The organism is Lancefieldella sp., from assembly GCF_057237245.1.
In genome coordinates this window covers 325435-346712 of sequence record NZ_DBHHJM010000001.1, presented here as the reverse complement: position 1 = coordinate 346712, position 21278 = coordinate 325435, and the positions used below count along the sequence as shown (strand labels likewise).

Sequence of the window (21278 nt, the reverse complement as noted above, 5' to 3'; positions counted from 1 at the left end):
TAGACTGACTGACCCATCAACAGAAAGAACACGATGGACACTACTAAAGAGATTGTACTTACCCCAGAAGGCCGTCAGAAGCTTGTCGATGAACTGGCTTATCGTGAGGGCGAGAAACACGACGAGATTGTTGAGCGCATCAAAGAGGCTCGTGGTTTTGGTGACCTTTCTGAGAACTCCGAGTATGACGCTGCAAAAGAAGAGCAGTCTCACAACGAGTCCCGCATCAACGAGATTCGCCAGATTCTCTCTGTCGCAAAGGTTGTCGAGGGCGGCAGCAAGCGCAACGTCACCGTTGCAATCGGCACAACCGTCGAGCTTGCTGATGCAAAAGGCAAGACAACTAAATATGTAATTGTTGGTACTACTGAGACTAACTCCCTTGAGCACAAGATCTCTAACGAGTCCCCAGCTGGCGAGGCTCTTATTGGTCATAAGAAGGGCGACGAGGTTGAGTTCACCACGCCAAACGGCAAGGTGAAGAAGTACACCATTACCTCTATTACTCGCTAGACTGGCACAAAAGATTTTGGTCGCCCCGTGTCCGTCTGGCGCGGGGCGTTTTTACGTGGAGGATACATGTCCGAAGTAGAGAACAACATCGCTGGTAGCTCGGCCGCCGCTGACGCAACCGCCGCCGAGAACGTCGACGCAACCGAGGTCACCCCAGAGGCTTCCATCAACGACGAGCGTGCTCAGCGCCGTTCCCGTCGCCAGGCGCTCATCGACACTGGCATTGACCCATACCCAATCAAGTCCACCGTCACCGCTCACGTCGCTGAGCTGGAGGAGCGCTATGCTGACCTCGAGGACGGCCAGACTGGCGAGGAAGTCTATTCCGTGGCCGGCCGCGTCCGTGCCATCCGCAACCAGGGCAAGATCGCGTTTGTCGTGGTAGAGGACTTCACCGGCCAGATTCAGCTTTTCTGTCGCATCAACAACCTTGACGAGAAGAACTGGGAGCTCCTGGGTCTTCTCGACCTTGGCGACATCATCGGCGCAACCGGCGCCATCATGCGTACGCGCCGTGGCCAGCTTTCCCTGGCAGTCACCTCGCTGGAGGTCCTCTCCAAGTCGCTGCGTCCTCTGCCTGAGAAGTTCCACGGCCTCACCGACCGCGAGGTTCGTTATCGTCAGCGCTATGTTGACCTCATCATGAACCCCGAGGTCCGCGACGTGTTTCGCAAGCGCTCCCAGATCATCTCCATCATCCGCCAGTTCATGGAGGCGGACGGTTACATGGAGGTTGAGACCCCTGTTCTTCAGGAGATTCTTGGCGGCGCAAACGCAAAGCCGTTCATCACGCACTACAACGCTCTGAACACCGAGAACTACCTGCGCATTGCAACCGAGCTTCCACTGAAGCGCCTGCTTGTTGGCGGTCTTGAGCGCGTCTACGAGCTTGGTCGTCAGTTCAGAAACGAGGGCACCGACCTCACGCATAACCCAGAGTTCACCTCTATGGAGGCATATGCCGCCTACTCTGACCTGGCCGGCATGCGCGAGCTTTCCCAGAACCTCTTCCAGGAGATTGCCCGTAAGGCTTGCGGCTGCGAGGAGGGACACGAGGTCATCACTTATCAGGGCACCGAAGTTGACCTATCCGGCAACTGGCGCGTTGCGTCCCTGGCAGAGATTGCTTCCGAGGTCACCGGCGAGGAGCTCTCCATTGACACCCCTGTCGAGAAGCTCCGCGCAGTCCTGGACCGCTATGAGATTGAGTGGAACCCAGAGTGGCAGGCCGGCAAGCTGCTGTTTGAGATCTACGACGAGCTTGGCGAGAAGAGCATCGTAAACCCAACCTTTGTCTGCGATTATCCTGCAGAGGTTTCTCCGCTCACCAAGCGTAAAGCAGACGATCCTCGTCTGACCGACCGCTTTGAGCTCATTATCTGCGGTGCAGAGTACGCAAACGCATACTCCGAGCTCAACGACCCCGTTGACCAGGAGGAGCGCTTTGCTGCCCAGATGGAGGCTAAGCGTCAGGGTGACGAAGAGGCCATGGAGTACGATTACGACTTCATCCGCGCGCTTGAGTACGGCATGCCACCAGCGGGCGGCATTGGCTATGGCATCGACCGCATGATTATGCTTTTCTGCGATCAGCCTTCAATCCGCGACGTCCTTCTCTTCCCACAGCTCAAGCCCGAGAAGCGCTAAGAGTTTGAGCGCACTGCGGATTCAACGCTCGCGACATACCACAATGAGACTTGAAACTTTGTGACACGCCTGTCTTAAAATCCTTTGTGTTCACACGATAGTCACATCAATTAAAACCGGTACCTGCACTTTTACGGGTACCGGTTTCTTGTGATTGTGGGTTTAACCTTTTGGGTACATACCTATCCAAATCAAGAGAGTTTTGAGAGGTTTCAGCACATGTTTGATAAATTCACTGACAGAGCGCGTAAAGTCATGAGCCTGGCTCAGGACGAGGCTCGCGGTCTTGGCCAGATGTATGTCGGTACCGAGCACCTGCTACTTGCTCTCATCAAAGAGGGGGAGGGCATTGCTGCTCAGGCTCTGGCTAAGCTGGAGGTCTCGTATGATGAGGCCCTAGCAACCGTAAAAGAGCTCACCACGGGCGCAGGAGATCCTATTCCTGGCGGCCACATTCCGTTTACTCCTCGCGCAAAGCGCGTGCTTGAGGACGCGTACAGAGAAACTATGACCCACGGTCAAAGCTATATTGCAACAGAGCACCTGCTCTTGGGCATTGTATCTGAGGGCAATGGTCGCGCTATGGATGCCCTGCGTACCATGGGTGTCTCGGGCGACGCGGTAAGAAACGCCGTTGATGAGCTGGTTGCCCAGACTCCAGATGATGCACCAGCTGGTCCTCGTATGGCAGAGCCTCGCATTGAGGGTGGCATCTTTGGCATGCCTGTTGGCGCTGGTCAGATGCGTCCTAACGCAAACGACGATGCCTCCATGCTGGAGCAGTTTGGCCGCAACCTTACCAAGCTTGCCGCAGATAAAAAGCTTGACCCTGTCATCGGTCGTGACCGCGAGATTGAGCGTGTCATGCAGGTTCTTGCCCGCCGCCAGAAGAACAACCCACTTATCCTGGGCGATCCCGGCGTTGGTAAGACCGCCATTGTTGAGGGCTTGGCTCAGCTCATTGCATCCGGCAACGTCCCTGACATCCTGCGCGGAAAGCAGGTTTGGACGCTTGACCTGGCAAGTCTGGTAGCAGGTTCTAAGTATCGCGGTGAGTTCGAGGACCGCATGAAGAAGGTTGTTGCTGAGCTGGAGAAATCCAAGAATGACATCCTCTTCATTGACGAGATTCACACCGTCATTGGCGCCGGCTCCGCAGAGGGCTCCATCGACGCCGCGTCCATCTTGAAGCCACCGCTGTCTCGTGGAGAAATCCAGGTCATTGGTGCAACTACGGCAGAAGAGTATCGTAAACATGTCGAGAAGGACGCTGCATTTGAGAGGCGTTTCCAGCCTGTCAACATCGGCGAGCCAAACAACGACGACACCATTTCTATCATCCACGGTCTTCAGGACCGCTACGAGAAGCACCACCACGTCCACTACACCGAGGCTGCTATCAAGGCTGCCGTTGTGCTTTCGAGCCGCTACATTCAGGACCGCTTCCTGCCAGACAAGGCAATTGACGTCCTTGATGAGGCTGGTGCTCGCGCTCGCATCCACAAGATGAGCCTTCCACCAGAGATTGCCCAGGTAGACGCAGATCTTCTCCGCGTTCGTACCCAGAAATCCGAGGCAGCAAGCGCTCAAGAGTTTGAGCAGGCAGCCCGTCTGCGCGACCAGGAGAAATCCTTGGTAGCAGAGAGGGATCGCCTAGAAACTGAGTGGCGCGAGCAGCTGGACAAGAATATTGTCACCGTTGACGAGGACGACATTGCAAAGGTTGTCTCTGGCATCACCGGCGTTCCTGTCTCTAACCTAACCGAGACTGAGGCTTCAAGGCTGCTTCGTACAGAAGACATCCTTCACCAGCGTGTTGTTGGTCAGGACGAGGCTGTTGTTAAGGTTGCAAAAGCAATCCGCAGAAGCCGTAGTCCTCTCAAAGACCCAAAGCGTCCTGGTGGCTCCTTCATCTTCTTGGGACCTTCCGGCGTAGGTAAGACTGAGCTTGCAAAAGCCCTGGCAGAGTTCCTGTTTGGCTCCGAAGACGCCCTGCTTTCTTACGACATGTCCGAGTACATGGAGCGTCACACTGTAGCTAAGCTGGTTGGTGCTCCTCCAGGATACGTGGGCTACGATGAGGGCGGAGAGCTCACCAAGGCTGTTCGTCGTCGTCCATACTCTGTCCTGCTCTTTGATGAGATTGAGAAGGCACATCCTGACGTCTTCAACATCTTGCTGCAGATTCTGGACGAGGGCCGCTTGACTGACGGTCAAGGCCGTCACGTGGACTTCTCCAACACGGTTGTCATCATGACCTCCAACATTGGCGCTCGCGAGATTGCCCGCACCAACACTATGGGCTTCTCGTCAGAGGGTTCTAAGGGCCTCTCCGACAAAGAGATTACCAGCCGCGTTATGTCCGAGCTCAAGCGTGGATTCCGTCCAGAGTTCTTGAACCGTGTGGACGAGATTGTTGTCTTCAAGTCGCTCTCTACCGAGCAGCTTCGTGGTATTGTTGACCTCATGGTTCTTGAGCTGCGCGATCGCCTGATTGCCAACGGTATGTCCATTGAGCTCACCGAGGCTGCAAAGGATCTGATTGCCAAAGACGGAACCGATCCTGTCTACGGCGCTCGTCCACTGCGTCGCACCATTCAGTCGATGATTGAAGATCCGCTGTCTGAGGAGCTTCTCTCTGGTCAGTGGGCTGCAGGAGACATTGTTGCTGTTGATGTTGATGCTGAGGGTAAAAAGCTTGTGTTCACCAAGACCACGGGCGTTATCCCTGAGCCTCGCAAGAAAGAGACCATGGCGCAGCTTGACCAGATGGATGTCAGCATGGGTCCATCCTCGCTGCCACAGGGTAGTGCAGGCGGTTCGTCCGACCTGATGTCTTCCGCCGAGTAAGACACTCCGACCCGAGGTTCTGCCTCGGGTCTTTTTGTATCGCAGCTAAAACACACAGTTCTCTTGGCAGAAGCTCTTGGCGAGAAACCCGTCTTCTCCAAACCGTCACTACACGCGCCGGCAACAAAACCGTATACTTGAAATGATGAAACAAATTGAAGCCGTAAACGTACCAGATCGCAAAACGCAGCCTGTAAGCTGCAAGTAATTGAGGGAGAGCCATGGAGCCAACGCAACTTGATCCAAGCGCAACAGAAAACGAGGACCGTATTGCCACCGCTCTGAAGATGACTGCTCCTGGCACAGCGCTCCGCGTTGCACTGGACATGATTATCGCTGGTCGTCTGGGCGCCCTCATTTGTGTAGGAGATACAGAAAACGTCCTTGCTGCGGGCGGAGATGGTTTCAAACTTGATGTTTCCTTCACAGCAAACCGACTGTTTGAGCTCTGCAAGATGGACGGCGCTGTAGTGGTGGACAAAGACCTCACCAGAATTCTGCGCGCCAACTTCCACCTCAATCCTGATGCAACGCTTCCAACTGCAGAAACAGGTACTCGTCACCGTACTGCCGCTCGCATGAGCTTGCTCACCAAGTCTATTGTGATTGCAGTGTCTTCTCGCCGTTCGTTGATTACGGTCTACGTTGATGGTCACGTTATTCCGCTGAAGTCGGTACCAGCCATTATGTCTACCGTCAATCAGCTCTCGGTTGCTATGCAAAATACGCGCCAGCAGCTTGATCGCGCTCTTTTACGCCTAACCGCGCTTGAGCTTGATAACTACGTCACCCTGGGCGATGTAGCAGGCATTTTCTACCTGTTTGAGGTGCTTTTGAGTGCCGCTGACCAGCTTGATTCTTGTCTTTTGGAGCTAGGTAGTGAGGGCAAAACCACCGCTATGCAGCGCGAGGAATATTTGGGCGGTATCGACGAGGCCTATAACCTGATGATTCGCGACTACGCTGTAGATTCTTCTGCTGAAGAGGCGCGCGCCATTCGCCGCCGCTTCCACGAGACAGCAAACACTGAGCTCCGTTCCGCAGAAAGTGTTGGCCAGATTCTTGGTTACTCCGATGGCCGCGGAGAAGATGCATCCATGGAGCCTCTGGGCCTGCGCACGCTTTCCCGCGTTCATGTGGTCAACGATGAGATTGCAGCTAGAATTGTTGACGCCTACGATAATCTGCAGCAGCTGCTTCACGTTGCAGAAAACGATACGTCTAGCCTCAAATCTCTGGGTGTCGAGAACCCCGGTGCACTTGCTAACAGTCTCCGCAGAATGTGGGGTAAGTCAGAATAATGGCTGCAAGCAGCACCTGTGCAAAGGTCGTGTCAAAGCCACGTCCTTCTCGCCTCACAACTCATGGAGCAAAAGCCGATACCGTGGCCGTCATTGTGGCTGGCGGCATTGGCGAGCGCTTTGGATATCCTGACGGTAAACAGTTTATTTCTGTCTGCGGTCTTCCGCTGATGAGCTGGTCAATCCTTGCGTTTGATCACGCGCCAAGTGTGGCTCACATTGTGATTGCTTGCTCTGACGAGAAACGCGCTGCAGTTCAGGATGGTGTTGTGGGCAAGCTTGTACTCCACAATCCTGTTCACTTTGCAACGTCTGGTGCTACCAGACAGGAATCGGTTTACAACGCGCTCCAGGTAGTACCTGCCGGATACGATTTTGTTTCTGTTCATGATGCGGTACGTCCGCTCATTGAGGTGGAGACAATTGAGCAGGTCATTGGCACGGTTCGCAAGTCTCCTAAGATTGCGGGAGCAATTTTGGCTCACCGCGCAACTGATACATTGAAGCGCGTAGACGGCGCAACCATCGTAGATACACCTGACCGCTCTACTTTCTGGGCTGCCCAGACCCCTCAAGTGTTCAAGACGCGCACGCTCGTTGAAGCTCACGAAGTAGCTCGTCAGGAGGGTTACCAGGGAACCGATGACTCGTCGTTAGTTGAGCGACTTGGTCTTACGGTATTGTGCGTTGAGTCGCAACGAGAAAACGTGAAGGTCACGTACCCGTCTGACCTTGCAATTGTTGAAGCAACGCTCAGCCGACGCCTAGTAGAAGGCGCAACCGGAAGTGGGGCTGTAGAGTGAGTATGCCAGAGCTTAAAATCGGTCACGGATACGATGTTCATCGCCTGGTAGAGGGTAGAGATCTTATCTTAGGCGGTATCAAAATTGAGCACACCAAGGGTCTTCTCGGCCACTCCGATGCTGATGTTTTGGCTCATGCACTTATGGATGCACTGCTAGGAGCCATGCGCGCTGGTGACATTGGCCAGCTTTTCCCCGATACAGACCCCGCTTATGAGGGCGCTGATTCTATGGTGCTCCTGTCCCATGTTATGCAGCTTGTTCGTAATGAGGGCTTTGAGCTTCTGGACTGTGATTGCACCGTTGCAGCTCAGGCGCCTAAGTTGCTCCCTCATCGCGATGCTATGAGAAACCGCATGGCTGAGGTCATGGGTGTTTCACCAGATAAAGTTGGTGTAAAAGCAACCACCACCGAAGGCCTTGGCTTTGTGGGCACTCAAGAAGGTATTGCTGCCTGGGCAGTTGTGCTGCTGGGACGTAGCGCGCAATAAATTACAGCTCTACGATATGATCGGCTGCCTCCACCACTTTAGGGTCATGAGATATGAGCAGTATTATGTGGTCTTGTTTGACCTTCTTTAGAAGAGTAAGTAGGACGTCAACACTTTTTTGATCTAACGCAGAAGTAGGCTCGTCAAGCAACATAACACTTGGATTCATAAGCATCATGCGGATAATTGCAATCTTTTGTTTTTCTCCACCAGAGATAGCAGAGCTTCTTTCACCCAGGCGAACGTCAAGATTTTGATCGTCACCAAGCAGCAATTTTTCCAGGTTGAATAGCTTGATATAGCTGATTATCTCTTCATCTGTTGGTTGGTTTTTGCACAGCAGCGTCAGATTATTTCTTACTGTATCGTCAACAATGCTTGGCTCTTGCTCGGTAAATCCAAGCGTATTTTTTCGAAGTTCATACTGATTAATTTGAGCTAGCAAATCTTCATTAATGGCAATATTGCCTGACAGGTGAGAAGACCACTCTCCGTTAATGAGCTTCAGAAATGTTGATTTGCCTGTACCGTTTCCACCGGTAATGGCATATATATTTCCTTTTGTAAAACTACAAGACAAGTTGTTCATTAGTACTTTATTTGCATGTGGATAAGAGAATGACACGTTTGTGCAGGTAATTTGATTGACATCGTCTGATGGGATGATGCTACCAACGGATTCTTGAGGTAAATCTAGAATCTGTTCAATTCGATTAAGACTTACCGTAATGCTCTGATAAGCCATACCAAATTCCATGAGAAGCGTAATAGAACCTAAAAGCGATACAAAATAGCTTGAGATTGTTGCAATATAGCCAGGCTGCAGTGCTCCAAGGAAAATTTGATATGCACAGGTAATAAAGACAATGGCTTGGAATACGGCAATCACAGCATTGTTTAATTCTTGTACGCCAAACTCAAGCTTGTACTGCTCATGAATGGCACTACGAAGCTTTTGATTGACGGCATAGTGCTGATTAAAGAAACGCTCAAAGAGAGAATGACGCCTGATAAAATCTACATCAGTGAACTGTGAGAGTTCAATCGATCCATACTGGGACCGTAGCTCTTTAGATTCTTTGTATCTTTTATAGGCCGAAGCTTGGATTTGCTTATAGATAATAAAGCTCACCAATAGTAGAACAGCTGTTACAAGAGCGGTTAATGGGTTCAAATATAAAATAATCGCAAGCGTGCCTATGACGGAGACCACAGTTGTTGCAAAGCTCACACATTGTGTAAGTATAAACATTGAAACGTCATTAGCGTCGTTATTTACTGTCTGGCGGTAATGTCCAGAATCATATGACGAGAAAAACGATGAATCTGCATGTTGAATCTTGTCAATTAGCTGTCGCTCAATAGTAAACGCAGAATCAATCTGCAATTGACAATAGCGCGTTTTAGCAAGATAGGAACAGCCGGCAATAAGGATTCCTAGTGCGGCAACTACAGCGCAATAGAAAAGTATTTCATTCCAAGTTGTTCCTGCAATAAAAAGATTAATTACAAATCCAACAAGAAGCGGCTGGATCACCATAAGCGCTGTGACAAAGAATGACAGAAAGAGAAAAATCGCAAGACTGCCTTTATTCAGAATGGTAGATATACAGTAGCGGATAATGTTAAAAAACTTACTCATTCGAATCACCTCTATCATTATTTAATGCGTATGAGATTAGTTTTAACTTTTTATCGAGATTATAAAGACTTGTACAACAACCAAGTTGACCTGTCTGGTTAAATTGATTTGGACAACCACCATTACACATAGGAAGGACCTTACAATTAATGCATCTTTCCTTATATGGATTATATAAAAGCCATTTACAGTGGTTGTGATTTAGTTGTATTGAATCAAATATTGTTCCGATTTTTTCAGTTGTATCTCCTATTAAGTCCCAGCATTTATAAAGGTCACCGGAAGGATCAATTACATAGGAATTGTATGAAATTGCTCCACAAATTTGCCTTCGATGCAAAAGATTATCTATAACATTAAATCCTTCTTGCATTGCTTTTTTATAGAAAATGTATTCCTCTTCTGCAAATTGAGGAGATGAAAAACACATCCCCAAATCATTATTTTTCTCATTGTAATTTGTTACCGGTGCTAAGCTTATAGAAACGTTGTCTCTTAGACCAGACTTTTTAAGGTCTTCCAGGAGTTCATCAGCATGCTCAATATTAGTCTTATCAGCATTAATTCTGATTGTAATGTCCAGTAAGTCAGCGCAAGACCGGACGTTGTTAAGGATGCGGTCAAAAGTTGGTACACCAGTTTTAGGGATTCGGCGTGAATCATGGTCGTTTCTTGAGCCATCGATTGTGACCTGAGCGTAGTTTATTCCAAGTTCAGTAAGTTGATAAGCAACTTGCCTATTTAATAGATATCCATTTGTGACGATTGAAGCTGGCAACAAGCAATAGTTGTTGTCAATCAATTTGTTAGTTATTGTAGTGATTTTTTCTAATTCAAGAAGTGGTTCTCCACCATACCAAACGATTTGAAGTGATTTTAAATTAGGAAAATTCGCTTCAATGAAGTGTGGTATTTGATCAATTGTGTTATTCGACATTGATGTTTGATTATCAATGTTTTCATAGCAGTAAGGACATCTAAAATTACAATGTGTGGTAGGTGCAATCGTCAATGTTAAATTATCTGTTGTATATCGAGCGATTTGTGACGAGCAATGAAGAGCTTTTGCTTCGTCGACAGAACTATCTACTAGGATTCCACCTGAAATTAAATCCTCTAATGTTTCATCGGATAATGAATTAAGCAAAGTTGGAATTTGCTCGAAACCCTTTTCTATTTTAAAGTATCTTTCTAAAGTTTCCTCAACTTCTAGTAATCCACCAGTGAATGAATTATAAATGTATAGATTATTTTCATTTTCAAAGACAGTATTATATTGTGAGAATTTAATATCATTATAGCTGCTTGACATATCTGTTCACCTACAGTTCAAACTGCTGGAGAGACATTCTCTCCAGCAGCAATTAAGTTAGACGTTGTGCCTTGCGCCACAAATATCAATACGAATTCCACAGTAACCTAATGTTGTGACTTGTTTTGTTGGTTTAACAATCCATTTCATTGTTCTCTCCTTATAAAGTAGAAATATATGTGTTAGCTAACACGTTTTGAATAATGTAGGAGGTTTTATAGATAAAGAAAACCTCTATATCGGTAAGCGGTTGATAATAAAATACATTAATTTTTTAATAAATGTATTTTAACTGCGAATTCTTATTCAGTTTGTATGAGTATTAATTTAAATAAATTATTTTCACCGAAGTTTTTATTTCTGAAACATTCGTTTTGTAAAATTGACTTTGATTGTGTGCTAAAAATGCTAGCCAATAATTTTAATAAAATTTTATAAACCGTTTATACTTACACCAATACACAATGGTTGCGAGGAGTATGCATGCTTGTCTATAACACTCAGACGCATAAAAAAGAAGAGTTCAAGCCAATCGACGAGGGTAAAATCCGCATGTACGTGTGCGGTCCTACGGTTTACGATCAGATTCACATCGGAAATGCCCGTACCTTCCTCTCGTTTGACGTTATTCGCCGTTATCTGATGCATAAGGGTTTTGAGGTTACCTTTGCTCAGAACCTGACTGACGTTGACGACAAGATTATTCAGCGCGCTATTGAGCAGGGAAGGACTGCTCAAGAGGTTTCTGAAGAGTTTTCTCAGGCGTTTATCGAGCAGATGCATCGCTTCAATATTCTTGATCCAGATATTCGTCCTCGCGCAACACACGAGATTGAAGCTATGCTCCAGATGATTCAATCTTTGATTGAACAGGGTCACGCATACGCGGTGCCTTCGGGCGACGTGTACTTCTCGGTTCGTTCTGACCATGGTTATGGCGTACTTTCTGGTCGCGATCTTGATCAGCTTCGCGCAGGTGAGCGCGTTGAGGTTAATGACGAGAAACGCGACCCATTTGACTTTGCACTCTGGAAGGCTGCAAAGCCTGGTGAGCCTAGCTGGCCAAGCCCTTGGGGAGAAGGTCGTCCAGGTTGGCACAGTGAGTGCTGCGCAATGATTCATCGCTACCTGGGCACTCCAATTGACATTCACGGTGGTGGCTCTGACCTGGTGTTCCCTCACCATGAGAACGAGACAGCACAGGCATCTTGCGCCTGGCACGCTCCTCTCGCCAATTATTGGATGCACACCGGAATGCTTCGCGTTGACGGTGAGAAGATGTCCAAGTCGTTGGGCAACTTCTACACGCTCAAGGAAGTTTTGGACAAGTACCCTGCAGATGCAGTAAGACTTTTGATGCTTCAGACGCACTATCGTGCGCCACTTGATTTCTCGTTTGAGCGCCTTGAGGGTACCGTTGGTACGCTTGAGCGTATGAAGACCTGCGTTGCAAATCTTCGCTGGGCTTTCAAGCAGTCTTCTGCTCAGCACGAACTTTCCGATGCTGATAGCACGCTTGCTGAGGCAATTAACACAGCTCAGAGCGAGTTTGACGCTCAGATGGATGATGATTTCAACACCGCAGGAGCACTCGCTGCTATCTTTGTGCTGGTAACTGCTGCAAATACGTATCTTGCAGAGGTTGGCCAGAACGTTGGTGCAAGTCCTGTTCTCCGTGCAGCAGATATGTTGTGCGAGCTCACGGGAGCTTTGGGAATTGATTTGACTCAGGCAGCGTCTACCTCTGATTTACCAGAGGAGCTTGTGGCACTTGCTGCCCAGGTGGCAGGCTATGAGGGCTCGTCAGCTGACGAGGCTGCAGAGGCTTTGCTTGCTGCTCGTCAGGAGGCTCGTTCCCAGAAGAACTGGGCAGTTGCCGATCAAATTAGAGACGGCATTGCTGAGCTTGGACTTTTGATTGAAGATACCGCCGCTGGCGCTCGACTTAAGCGTAAGGCAGACTAACTATGGCAAGAAATCAGCGTTCTACCTCTAAAAACACGCGCTCCGAGGGTGCTGCTGGTCGCGGCGCTGCCGGACGCGGCGGAGCTGCAGGTCGTGGTGACGCGGGTCGCGGTGGCGCAGGTCGCGGCTCCAAGAAGGCTGCCGACTGGAGCGGTTATTTTGGCGCCAAGAATGGCCAGGGCTCAAAGGGCGGCCGCTCCACACAAGGCGCACGCGCAGCTCAGGGCACTCGTGGGCAGCGAAGCGCTGGTGCTGGTGGACAGCGAGGTGCTGGTGCTGGAAGGCCTGGAAACAAAAAGCCTGCAACCGATCTTATCGAGGGTCGTCGCGCAGTAGCTGAGGCGCTGACCGTGGGTATTCCTTTGAAGAATGCGCTGGTACAGGCCGCAAGTGGACAGAAGGACCAGGAGATTGAGGCTCTTGCACGTCAGCTTGAGCAGGAGGGTATTCCTGTCGAGCGTGTTGCAAAGCCCGTACTTGACTCGCTTTCAAGTCATGGCGCTCACCAGGGCGTTATTGCCCGCACACAGCCGTTTGCCTATGCCGACCTCTCTGAAATCATTCAGCGCGCCGGTTCTGAAAACGCGCTGGTTGTGGTCTTGGATCACGTCACTGATGAGGGAAACTTTGGTGCAATTGTAAGAAGTGCCGAGGTAGTTGGCGCAGCCGGCGTTGTTATTGCAAACGCCCGCGCTGCCCGAGTTGGCGTTGGAGCATATAAGACGTCCGCAGGAGCTGTGCTTCACCTGCCAATCGCTCAGGTTTCTAATCTGCCGCGCGCTCTTGAAGAGCTTAAAGCCGCAGGTTTTTGGACATGTGGCTCTACCGAGCACGCCACTCAGTCCGTTTGGGAGGCTCCTATGGGAGGTCGCCTTGCACTTGTTATGGGCTCTGAAGGTTCAGGAATTTCTCGCCTTATGCTCGAGAAGTGCGATTTTACGTGCAAACTTCCTCAGTTTGGCCAGGTAGAGTCCCTGAACGTTGCTCAGGCAACAACGGTCATGTGCTACGAGTGGCTCCGCAGGACTCAGGAAGCGTAAGCCCAGGAAGCCCAGGAAGCCCAGGAAGCTCAGGAAGCGTAAGGTATGGCTCAGAAAAAATCGCTGCTTGTAGTCGATGGCTATAACGTCATGTTGGCAACTCCTCGCTATGAGGCGTTGCTGGATGAACGCGGCTCTTCTGCACAAGAAACCGCTGCTGAGAGGGCTTATCACCTCAATACCGATCAGTTTTATCGCGCCCGTTTGGCGCTCATCTCTGACGTTGCCACGTTTGCGCAGGGCACCTACGAGGCCGTTATTGTGTTCGACGGCAAGGGAAACGTAAACGACGAGCGCCCGGAGCGCACCCACGCTGGCGTGCAGCTGGTTTTTTCCGAGACTGGGGAGTCCGCGGATAGCGTCATCGAGCGCCTGGTCACGGACGCTCGAGAGGCTGGTCGCAAGGTATTTCTAGTCACGTCGGACAGGGACATTCGTGTCACAGCCGGCTTTGGCCATGGCGAGGTCACGCGCATTGCAAGCGCATCACTGGTCCACGAGATTTCCCAAGCAGATGACGTTGTCGAAGAGATGCGTCGTGATCAGGTCAGTACGCGCATGACGCTTGAAGACCGCATTTCTCCAGATCAGCGCGAGAAACTCTGGAAGCTTCTGGGCAAATAGGCAGCCAGGTCAGCGTCGCAAGCGCCCACGCGCTAATACGCCCGACGCGCCAATTTGACTGACGCGCCAATGCACTCGACGTGCCTGGGCGCAATCAGCGCGCCTGATTTCTGCAAAGAATCTGTAAATTTTGCCTGAAAACGTCAAAGAATCGGTGGATTTGCCTGATTTTGTTAAAGAATCGGTGGCTCAAATACAGATTCTTTGCATTTTTCAGGCGGGTCTTTCGTGACGTAGCTTTAGATCTGGGTGTGGTGTCATGGACGCTTTCAAGGAGCCTGATTTTCTCGCCATATCTGAATGATTTGCCGGAAAAGTTCACCAAGTCTGAGTAATTTGCCGGTTTTTCTCGCCATGTCTGAGCTGTTTTACTCAGACATGATGCGGTTTTCAGGCTGGCCAGACTTGATGGGCAGTGCCTTTGCACCAAGCTAGCTCCTACAGAAGGGAAGTGCTCCTACATGCTGCATCGACCAGTTTGTGGAGAAAAATTTCTCGAAAATTGAGACTAGACCAAAGTCAGAAAAGTCTATAGAATATCCTCTGCACTTGATGCCGCTATAGCTCAGCTGGTAGAGCAACTGACTTGTAATCAGTAGGTCCCGGGTTCGAAGCCTGGTGGCGGCACCACTTGAATTTTCAGCCAGGCATTGCCTGGCTTTTTTCGTGCGAATTTTAGGGCATTCGCGACGTATCGCATACGGCTCCTATGACAACCGTAAAAGCCCATATGCGCCTGGCGAGAAACCCGCTTGAAGTTGTGGCCAGAAACCCGCTTGGAGTTGTGACGAGAAACCCGCTTGGAGTTGTGGCCAGAAAACCGCATGGAATCGTGGCGAGAAAAACGCTTGGAATTGTGGAAAAAATTTGATAAGATACGCCCGGTTGGGTGGATTACGTTGACAAGATTTTTATTCAATCGTAATATTTTCCCGCTTGAGAGGTAATTGGAAGATCAACTAGACTTCCTGCGTACGTTAAACTGCAAGGTAAACAGCGTACACAATTGCTTCTAGAGTGCTTGAAAACGGCATTCGGGGATATGGCACAGCGGCAACTGCGGCGGACTGTAAATCCGCTCCCTCTGGGTTCCTTGGTTCGAGTCCAAGTATCCCCACCACGCCCGTGTAGCTCAGTAGGTAGAGCACTTCGTTGGTAACGAAGAGGTCACCGGTTCAAATCCGGTCGCGGGCTCCATGTTTCAAGCGGCATTTATGCCGGCGTAGCTCAGCTGGTTAGAGCACACGGCTCATACCCGTGACGTCACTGGTTCGAATCCAGTCGCCGGTACCAGACTCTTTACGGCGTACATGTCCTAGACATTTGCGCCGTTGAGTATAAACAGACGTTTTTTCACCACGGTCTAGCCCGAGGGTTAGTTCCAGAAGGAGGATTGGCAATGGCCAAGGAAAAGTTTGACCGCACAAAGCCACACGTAAACATCGGTACCATTGGTCACGTCGACCACGGTAAGACTACCCTTACCGCAGCAATCACCAAGGTTCTCTCTGAGACCGAGGGCTGCAAGGCAGACTATACCGCCTTCGAGAACATCGATAAGGCTCCAGAGGAGCGTCAGCGTGGTATTACCATTTCCGTTGCTCACGTTGAGTACGAGACTTGGGAGCGCCATTACGCTCACGTCGACTGCCCTGGCCACGCAGACTACATCAAGAACATGATTTCTGGTGCAGCTCAGATGGACGGCGCAATCCTCGTTATTGCTGCAACCGATGGTCCTATGGCTCAGACTCGTGAGCACATCCTTCTTGCACGTCAGGTCGGCGTTCCTTACATCGTCGTCTTCCTGAACAAGTGCGACATGGTCGACGATGACGAGCTCATCGACCTCGTCGAGATGGAGACCCGTGACCTTCTCTCCGAGTACGACTTCCCAGGCGATGACCTTCCAATCATCCGTGGTTCCGCTCTCGGCGCTCTTAACGGCGAGGAGAAGTGGGTTGAGTCCATCCGTGAGCTCATGCACACTGTTGACTCCTACATCCCAACACCAGCTCGTGACAACGAGAAGCCATTCCTGATGGCAATCGAGGACGTCATGACTATTTCTGGTCGTGGTACCGTTGCTACCGGCCGTGTTGAGCGTGGTGAGCTCAAGCTCAACGATCCAGTCGAGATCGTTGGTATTAAGCCAACTCAGAACTCTGTTGCTACCGGCATTGAGATGTTCCGTAAGACCATGGACTTCTGCGAGGCTGGCGACAACGTTGGTATTCTTCTTCGTGGTGTTAAGCGCGAGGACATCGAGCGCGGTCAGGTTCTCTGCAAGCCTGGTACCGTTACTCCACACAAGAAGTTCACCGGTGAGGTTTACGTTCTTACTAAGGAAGAGGGCGGCCGTCACACCCCATTCTTCTCTGGTTACCGTCCACAGTTCTACTTCCGTACAACTGACGTAACCGGCGACATCTACGAGCTCACCGATGCAAACGGTGGCAAGGTAGAGATGGCTATGCCTGGTGACCACATCACCGTTGGCTGCGAGCTCATTCACCCAATCGCTCTTGAGCAGGGTCTGAAGTTCGCTATCCGCGAGGGTGGCCACACCGTCGGCGATGGCCGTGTTTCCACCGTCATCGAGTAACTTCTTTAAAAGTTGCTAACTTGCCCGGCGTGCTCTTTTGCGCGCCGGGTTTTTTGTCGAGAAAAAATATGTGAACGCCTAGAGTAATTAGAGAAAAGTATTGACATCTCTGGGTAGTGGGTGCTAACCTAAGCAACCGCGTCACATTTCGAGAATACATCTCGTGACCGTGTTCAGGAGGATCAATGCGTACACTCGTTACTCTCGCCTGCACTGAGTGCAAGCGTCGTAATTACACTACGGACAAGAACAAGTCCAACAACCCAGATCGTATGGAGTTGAAGAAGTACTGCCCATGGTGCCACAAGCACACGGTACATCGCGAGACCCGCTAGGCTAGGTGGGTTCGTTCTAGGCCAGTAGCTCCAATGGTAGAGCGGCGGTCTCCAAAACCGTTTGTTGAGGGTTCGAGTCCTTCCTGGCCTGCCAGATAACTTCACCGGCCTTCCCATAAGGGTTGGCCGGTTTGTATGTAGGTATAACATCCAAGGGAGCGTAGGATGGCAAATAAGGAGCGCAATAAGAGGAGCGCACGTAAGGCTCGCGCAGAAGAGCGCGCCCAGCGTGAGGCCCTTCAGGCTGAAGCTACTCCTGAAGCTTCTGCTAAGGCCACTAAGGTCGAGGCAAAGAAGCAGGAGAAGTCCATTCAGCGTAACGCTAACCCTGGCTTCTTTGGCCGCCTGGGTGCTTATTTTGCAGGCGTTCGTACAGAAATGCACCGCGTTGTGTGGCCTTCAAGCTCTGAGCTTGCTGGTTTCTCTGTAGCCGTAATTGCAACAATCATTTTCTTTGGCTTGGTAACTTGGCTGGTTGATACTGGCATTGTTGCTGGTCTCGTCGCCTTTACTGGACTGAGGGGATAATCAATGGCTAAGCGCTGGTATGTAGTTCACACCTATTCAGGTTATGAGAACAAGGTAAAGACAGACCTTGAGCACCGTATTGAGACCTATGGTCTTGAGCGTGCTGTTGTTGATATTCAGATTCCTACTGAGGAAGTTACTGAGGTCAAGGACGGCGGTAAGCGCGAGACCAAAGAGTCCAAGGTTTTCCCAGGTTACGTTCTTGTTCGCATGGAGCTGGATGACAATACTTGGGCTGTTGTTCGCAACACCCCAGGCGTAACTGGTTTTGTTGGCATTGACGGCAAGCCAGTTCCTCTGCGTCGTGATGAGTTCGATAAGATCATGCGTCGCGGCGGTATGAAGACGGGTAGCCCTGTACCTAAGCGTACAGCAACCAATATTGAGGTCGGTCAGGCAATTCACGTTCTTTCTGGTCCTCTCGCTGACTTCGACGGAACTGTTTCTGAGGTCAACGCAGAGTCCGGCAAGATTAAGGTTATGCTCACCATCTTTGGTCGCGAGACTCCGGTTGAGCTCACCATGGATCAGATTTCCCTGATAGACTAGTAACTAACGGCTTATCCCGCACTTCTCGTCCCTTGTGGATTGCTTCTCGGGAGTGCGCGAGAATAGACTCAAACGTATTCAAACAGGAGGCTTAACATGCCCGCAAAGAAGGTTGTTAACTTTATTAAGCTGCAGATTCCTGCAGGCCAGGCAAACCCAGCTCCTCCAGTAGGACCAGCTCTGGGTGCTGCACAGGTCAACATTATGCAGTTCTGCCAGGCATTCAACGCTGCAACTCAGGACAAGGCTGGCGACATCATCCCAGTCGAGATTTCTGTTTACGAGGATCGTTCCTTTGACTTCGTAACCAAGACTCCTCCAGCAGCTCAGCTCATTAAGAAGGAGCTTCACCTCAAGGGTGGTTCCGGTGTTCCTCAGCGCGATAAGGTTGGCCAGCTCTCCCAGGAGCAGCTCACCAAGATCGCTGAGATCAAGATGCCTGACCTCAACGCAAACGACATTGAGGCTGCAAAGAAGATCGTCGCTGGTACCGCTCGTTCCATGGGTGTAACCATCGCCGAGTAGTGTTTACTCCCGTCAGCCATTAGTGTGGCTGACGGTTGTTTTGTCAGTGCATCCGACGTTAGTGCACGTAGTTGGGTTTCTCGCCAAGAGGGCGTAACTATGGACGGAAGATGCAGGAGTGGGAGGGCAGACGCCCGCTAACCACAGGAGGTACATAATGCCTAAGCACGGAAAGAACTACAAGAATGCAGTTGCCAAGGTAGACGGTGCAAACCTCTACAGCCCAAAAGAGGCAGTAACCCTGTCTAAGGAGCTTGCAACTGCTAAGTTTGACGAGACCATTGAGGTAGCAATTCGCCTTGGTGTCGATACTCGTAAGGCTGACCAGAACGTTCGCGGTTCTATCTCTCTGCCTCACGGCACTGGTAAGACCGTTCGCGTTGCAGTCTTCGCAGAGGGCGAGAAGGCCCGTGAAGCTGAGGCAGCTGGCGCTGACATCGTCGGTGGCGACGAGCTCATCGCAGAGGTCGAGAAGGGCATGCTTGACTTTGACGCAGCAATCGCAACCCCTCAGATGATGGGTAAGGTTGGCCGTCTTGGTCGTGTTCTTGGTCCTCGTGGCCTTATGCCTAACCCTAAGCTCGGCACCGTTACCATGGATGTTGCAAAGATGGTTAACGAACTCAAGGCTGGTCGTGTTGAGTATCGTGCAGACCGTTTTGGTATCTGCCACGTTGCAATCGGCAAGGCTTCTTTTGAGGTCCAGCAGCTTGTTGAGAACTATGGCGCACTTCTCTCTGAGATCATTCGCGTCAAGCCATCCAGCGCAAAGGGTAAGTACGTCAAGACCGTTGCTATTTCCTCTACTATGGGCCCTGGCATCAAGGTTGATCCAACCAAGGTTCGTAACCTCATGGAGGACTAAGCTTTACGCTTAGAAGTACCTAGCACGCTTAATCCGGTATCTGCTTTCAGGTACCGGATTTTTCTTGCAGCGTGAGTGCGGCTTGATGTGTGTGGCTGAGTTGTGCGTAGCTGCTTAGCAACTCGACCGCTCTTCTCGTCAAATTTTTGTGAAGAGAAAGAAATTGCGCGCTCAACCTTGACTTGGATAGTTTTTTGCTGCACAATATCCAACGCAAGACAGACGTCTTGTAGTTGCACGTTCGCTGCCAAAGACAGCCGGCGCCTTGAATCCAAGGCTTAATGGGAATTCCCGCCTGCCGAGGTGGTCTTGAGATTAGTACATCCAGACCCCGCTTTGGTTGCCAAAGTGGGGTCTTTTCATGTGAGGGCCGCACCTGTTGGCGCTCGTGCCCGAGACATGATAAAGGAGGTGTACTACATGCCAGCTCAGTCTAAACTTGATTTGCTCGAGAAGGTTTCCGCTTCTCTCGACAACTCCAAGGGTCTGTTTGTTATCGACTATCGTGGTCTCTCAGTAAAGGAGACTCAGGAGCTTCGCCGCGCACTTACCGCAGCAGGCGCTCACATGAAGGTCTATAAGAACAACATCGTCAAGATTGCTCTTAAGAACGCCGGTATGCCAGAGATTGACGAGATGCTCGCCGGTACCTGCGCATACGTTTTCTATGAGAATGATCCTGTCGAGGCCGCTAAGGTCATCAAGGATCAGGCCAAGAAGCTCAAGAAAGTTGAGTTCATTGGTGGTATCGCTGATGGTCAGGCACTTACTGCTGACGAGGCAAAGGCTTACGCAGATCTTCCTTCTCGCGAGGAGCTCATTGCAAAGCTTGTCTTCGTTGTTGCAAGCCCACTTACCGGTATTGCACAGGTTTGCGCTGGTCCAGCTCGTGGACTCGCAACCGCTCTTTCTGCAGTCGCAGATCAGAAGAACGCTGCATAAGCAACGTTTTGTTGTACCCGCGCATTGGCGCAAACCGCGTGAGAGTGTAGACGCACTTAAACGCACACATACAAGCCGGGCTTTTGCCCAGATGCAGTACAAAGGCTGCATCGTTTAAAAAGGAGAATTGACATGGCTGTCACTAAAGATGAGATCATTGAGGCCCTTAAAGAGATGCCAGCACTCGAGCTTTCTGAGCTCGTTCACGAGCTTGAGGACGTCTTTGGCGTTTCCGCTGCTGCTCCTGTAGCTGTCGCTGCTGCTCCTGCAGCTGGTGGCGCTGCTGAGGAGGCAGAGGAGAAGACCAACTTTGACGTTGTCCTCGAGGGCTTCGGCGACAACAAGATCGGCGTCATCAAGGTTGTCCGTGCTCTTACCAACCTTGGTCTCAAGGAGGCAAAGGAGGTCGTCGAGGGTGCTCCTAAGGCAGTCCTCGAGGGCGCTAAGAAGGAGGACGCTGAGGCTGCTAAGGCTCAGCTCGAGGAGGCTGGCGCTACCGTCACCCTTAAGTAAGTCCATCCTACATTGCTTACTGGAGAGGTCAGACTTCGGTCTGGCCTCTTTTTTATTTGCCTGGCGAGAAACCCGTGTGCTCGCAGCGCATGAAGTTGAGGTGCTTTTGCAGTAGCCTGAAAAGTGCATCAAGCTGGGACGTATTTGCTGCAGCCTGAAAAGTGCATCAAGTCTGAGCGATTTGCCGGATTTTCTCGCCTTATCTGAGCTATTTGCCTGTTTTTCTCG

19 protein-coding genes, 5 tRNA genes and 1 other annotated feature are annotated in these 21278 nt (G+C 50.7%); of the genes, 22 read left to right on the top strand and 2 right to left on the bottom strand.

Annotated elements, in window-relative coordinates; translation table 11 throughout:
- Positions 1-33: 33 nt before the first annotated feature.
- From greA to ispF, 6 genes are all read left to right on the top strand, one after another.
- Entirely contained in the window at positions 34-513 is a 480-nt protein-coding gene (greA, locus tag ACO5GU_RS01665; protein WP_035426995.1) for a transcription elongation factor GreA, read from the top strand.
- 66 nt (positions 514-579) lie between these two features.
- A complete protein-coding gene (gene lysS, locus ACO5GU_RS01660) occupies positions 580-2160 on the top strand; it encodes a lysine--tRNA ligase (protein WP_484847863.1) in 1581 nt (526 codons plus the stop codon).
- Between the two features lie 219 nt (positions 2161-2379).
- Positions 2380-5010 carry an ATP-dependent Clp protease ATP-binding subunit gene (locus ACO5GU_RS01655; protein ID WP_484929760.1) on the top strand — a complete coding sequence of 877 codons (2631 nt, stop codon included), beginning with the start codon at positions 2380-2382 and terminating at the stop codon, positions 5008-5010.
- A 221-nt stretch (positions 5011-5231) separates the two neighbouring features.
- Positions 5232-6311, top strand: coding sequence for a DNA integrity scanning diadenylate cyclase DisA (gene disA / locus ACO5GU_RS01650; protein WP_035432082.1), 1080 nt, complete (start codon positions 5232-5234; stop codon positions 6309-6311).
- Positions 6311-7114 (top strand): 2-C-methyl-D-erythritol 4-phosphate cytidylyltransferase, encoded by an 804-nt coding sequence (gene ispD, locus ACO5GU_RS01645; protein ID WP_484929758.1) that lies wholly within the window; start codon positions 6311-6313, stop codon positions 7112-7114. Before disA ends, ispD begins: the two co-directional genes overlap by 1 nt.
- Before the next feature lie 2 nt (positions 7115-7116).
- Positions 7117-7605, top strand: a complete 489-nt coding sequence (ispF, locus tag ACO5GU_RS01640) for a 2-C-methyl-D-erythritol 2,4-cyclodiphosphate synthase (protein ID WP_035435836.1) — start codon at positions 7117-7119, stop codon at positions 7603-7605.
- A gap of 1 nt (position 7606) precedes the next feature.
- On the opposite strand, the gene ACO5GU_RS01635 is transcribed toward ispF, so the two are convergent.
- Positions 7607-9247, bottom strand: a complete 1641-nt coding sequence (locus ACO5GU_RS01635) for an ATP-binding cassette domain-containing protein (RefSeq protein WP_484857285.1) — start codon at positions 9245-9247, stop codon at positions 7607-7609.
- The gene (locus tag ACO5GU_RS01630) at positions 9240-10559 is read right to left on the bottom strand and encodes a radical SAM protein (protein ID WP_484902623.1); all 1320 of its coding nucleotides are present in this window, start codon (positions 10557-10559) and stop codon (positions 9240-9242) included. Before ACO5GU_RS01630 ends, ACO5GU_RS01635 begins: the two co-directional genes overlap by 8 nt.
- 483 nt (positions 10560-11042) lie before the next feature.
- Between ACO5GU_RS01630 and cysS the strand changes: the two genes are divergently transcribed.
- From cysS to rplL, 16 genes are all read left to right on the top strand, one after another.
- Positions 11043-12524 (top strand): cysteine--tRNA ligase, encoded by a 1482-nt coding sequence (gene cysS / locus ACO5GU_RS01625; protein WP_484929756.1) that lies wholly within the window; start codon positions 11043-11045, stop codon positions 12522-12524.
- A gap of 2 nt (positions 12525-12526) precedes the next feature.
- The gene (gene rlmB / locus ACO5GU_RS01620; RefSeq protein WP_484929755.1) at positions 12527-13564 is read left to right on the top strand and encodes a 23S rRNA (guanosine(2251)-2'-O)-methyltransferase RlmB; all 1038 of its coding nucleotides are present in this window, start codon (positions 12527-12529) and stop codon (positions 13562-13564) included.
- A 45-nt stretch (positions 13565-13609) separates the two neighbouring features.
- Positions 13610-14188: an NYN domain-containing protein gene (locus ACO5GU_RS01615; RefSeq protein ID WP_484929753.1), complete on the top strand. Its 579-nt coding sequence runs from the start codon at positions 13610-13612 to the stop codon at positions 14186-14188.
- A 554-nt stretch (positions 14189-14742) separates the two neighbouring features.
- Positions 14743-14818: transfer RNA gene (locus ACO5GU_RS01610), tRNA-Thr, on the top strand.
- A gap of 406 nt (positions 14819-15224) precedes the next feature.
- Positions 15225-15308 (top strand) — tRNA-Tyr (locus tag ACO5GU_RS01605).
- Between the two features lies 1 nt (position 15309).
- A tRNA-Thr gene (locus tag ACO5GU_RS01600) sits at positions 15310-15385 on the top strand.
- A gap of 19 nt (positions 15386-15404) precedes the next feature.
- A tRNA-Met gene (locus tag ACO5GU_RS01595) sits at positions 15405-15481 on the top strand.
- A 106-nt stretch (positions 15482-15587) separates the two neighbouring features.
- The gene (gene tuf / locus ACO5GU_RS01590; RefSeq protein WP_035426981.1) at positions 15588-16793 is read left to right on the top strand and encodes an elongation factor Tu; all 1206 of its coding nucleotides are present in this window, start codon (positions 15588-15590) and stop codon (positions 16791-16793) included.
- A gap of 185 nt (positions 16794-16978) precedes the next feature.
- Positions 16979-17128, top strand: coding sequence for a 50S ribosomal protein L33 (rpmG, locus tag ACO5GU_RS01585; protein ID WP_012809261.1), 150 nt, complete (start codon positions 16979-16981; stop codon positions 17126-17128).
- A gap of 18 nt (positions 17129-17146) precedes the next feature.
- Positions 17147-17222: transfer RNA gene (locus ACO5GU_RS01580), tRNA-Trp, on the top strand.
- A 71-nt stretch (positions 17223-17293) separates the two neighbouring features.
- Positions 17294-17656, top strand: a complete 363-nt coding sequence (secE, locus tag ACO5GU_RS01575; protein ID WP_035426979.1) for a preprotein translocase subunit SecE — start codon at positions 17294-17296, stop codon at positions 17654-17656.
- Between the two features lie 3 nt (positions 17657-17659).
- Positions 17660-18205, top strand: a complete 546-nt coding sequence (nusG, locus tag ACO5GU_RS01570) for a transcription termination/antitermination protein NusG (protein WP_012809259.1) — start codon at positions 17660-17662, stop codon at positions 18203-18205.
- Positions 18206-18301: 96 nt separating this feature from the next.
- Positions 18302-18730, top strand: coding sequence for a 50S ribosomal protein L11 (rplK, locus tag ACO5GU_RS01565; protein WP_012809258.1), 429 nt, complete (start codon positions 18302-18304; stop codon positions 18728-18730).
- 157 nt (positions 18731-18887) lie between these two features.
- Positions 18888-19595 (top strand): 50S ribosomal protein L1, encoded by a 708-nt coding sequence (gene rplA, locus ACO5GU_RS01560; protein ID WP_314007675.1) that lies wholly within the window; start codon positions 18888-18890, stop codon positions 19593-19595.
- 229 nt (positions 19596-19824) lie between these two features.
- Positions 19825-19964, top strand: a sequence feature (ribosomal protein L10 leader region).
- 51 nt (positions 19965-20015) lie between these two features.
- Positions 20016-20537 (top strand): 50S ribosomal protein L10, encoded by a 522-nt coding sequence (gene rplJ, locus ACO5GU_RS01555; RefSeq protein ID WP_035426975.1) that lies wholly within the window; start codon positions 20016-20018, stop codon positions 20535-20537.
- Positions 20538-20669: 132 nt separating this feature from the next.
- Positions 20670-21050 carry a 50S ribosomal protein L7/L12 gene (rplL, locus tag ACO5GU_RS01550; RefSeq protein ID WP_035426972.1) on the top strand — a complete coding sequence of 127 codons (381 nt, stop codon included), beginning with the start codon at positions 20670-20672 and terminating at the stop codon, positions 21048-21050.
- Positions 21051-21278 lie beyond the last annotated feature (228 nt).